Origin of the sequence: Halanaerobium polyolivorans (assembly GCF_020711195.1) — a bacterium.
Taxonomy (GTDB): domain Bacteria; phylum Bacillota; class Halanaerobiia; order Halanaerobiales; family Halanaerobiaceae; genus Halanaerobium; species Halanaerobium polyolivorans.
In genome coordinates this window covers 1-1,212 of the sequence record NZ_JAJFAT010000043.1, presented here as the reverse complement: position 1 = coordinate 1,212, position 1,212 = coordinate 1, and the positions used below count along the sequence as shown (strand labels likewise).

The 1,212-nt window shown below is 32.9% G+C and carries 1 protein-coding gene; it reads right to left on the bottom strand.

Annotation, left to right across the window (positions count from 1 at the left end; translation table 11 throughout):
• Positions 1-17: 17 nt before the first annotated feature.
• Positions 18-1,144, bottom strand: a protein-coding gene (locus LJ207_RS12215; protein ID WP_229346775.1) for an IS3 family transposase whose coding sequence is annotated in 2 segments (ribosomal slippage) — positions 18-892 and positions 892-1,144 — 1,128 coding nt in all. Because the reading frame shifts where the segments join, the coding sequence is not laid out codon by codon here.
• Positions 1,145-1,212: the final 68 nt, after the last annotated feature.

Sequence of the window (1,212 nt, the reverse complement as noted above, 5' to 3'; positions counted from 1 at the left end):
TGGATTGTCAACCCTTTTTACAACAATTTTTTATCGAACATTAAATATCTATATTCAACAGGTGTTAGGTAATCTAACGACCCGTGGATTCTGTGGTTATTATACCAGTTAACATAGTCAAATAGCTCATATTCCAACTCTTCAAAACTATTGAAGATTCTATCATAAGCGAATTCAGTCTTAACTACTTTAAAGGCTGCTTCTGCGACTGCATTATCATAAGGACACCCTTTATTGCTTAAAGAACGCTCAATATCGAAGCTGTCTAAAATATCATCGATAGCTTTATTTTTGAATTCATTACCTCTGTCAGTATGTAAAATATTAATCTGATCCAGTGGTCTTTTAATACTTTTAAAAGCCTCAGTTACTAATTCAGCATTTTTCTTTTTGCCTGCTGCATAACCTATAAATTCACGGTTAAAGAGGTCGATTATCAGGCAGATATAGTTCCATTTACCTTTTACATTAACATAGGTTAGATCACTGACAACAACATCTAGAGCTTCTTCTTTATCAAATTCTCGATTTACAACATTGGCGATTTTATCTTCATTACAGCTAGGAGAATGAACCTTGTATTGTTTTTTAGTGTAAGTAGAAACCAGACCATATTTTTTCATTATTTTACCTATTCTGCGCTTGGACACATGGTAACCTTTTTTAGCTAATTCTCTTTTGATTTTCCTGGTACCATAGTGATTTCTACTTGCTTTGTGAATAGCAATTACTTCACTTTCCAGTTCAGTGTTAACCTGGTTTTCTTTAGGGGTATAATAGATCATACCCCTTGATATATTGAGTGCTCTGCACATGGCGCTGATACTGTATTTATCCCTGTTTGCCTTGATAACTGCTATTTTCGTCCCATTATCAGCGCCGCTTGCTTTAAAATATCATTCTCCATTTTTAGCTGTTTGTTTTCTTTTTGTAATTTAATTAATTCTTTTTCTTTGTCAGTTCTATTATCTTTAGCGCTGAATGAACCTGAATTATTATAGTCTTTTATCCATTTGTGAAGTGTGGACCTTGCCATTCCATATTCTTTGAGTATTTCAGTTTGATTTTTACCATTATTGGCCAGAGCAACAACTTTTCTTTTCATTTCTTCAGGATATTTAGTAGGCATGATATTTTCCTCCAATTTAGTTTGGTATTATCTTATTATATCATGTCCGAGAAAAAACTGTTTAATTAATTATACCCGATCCA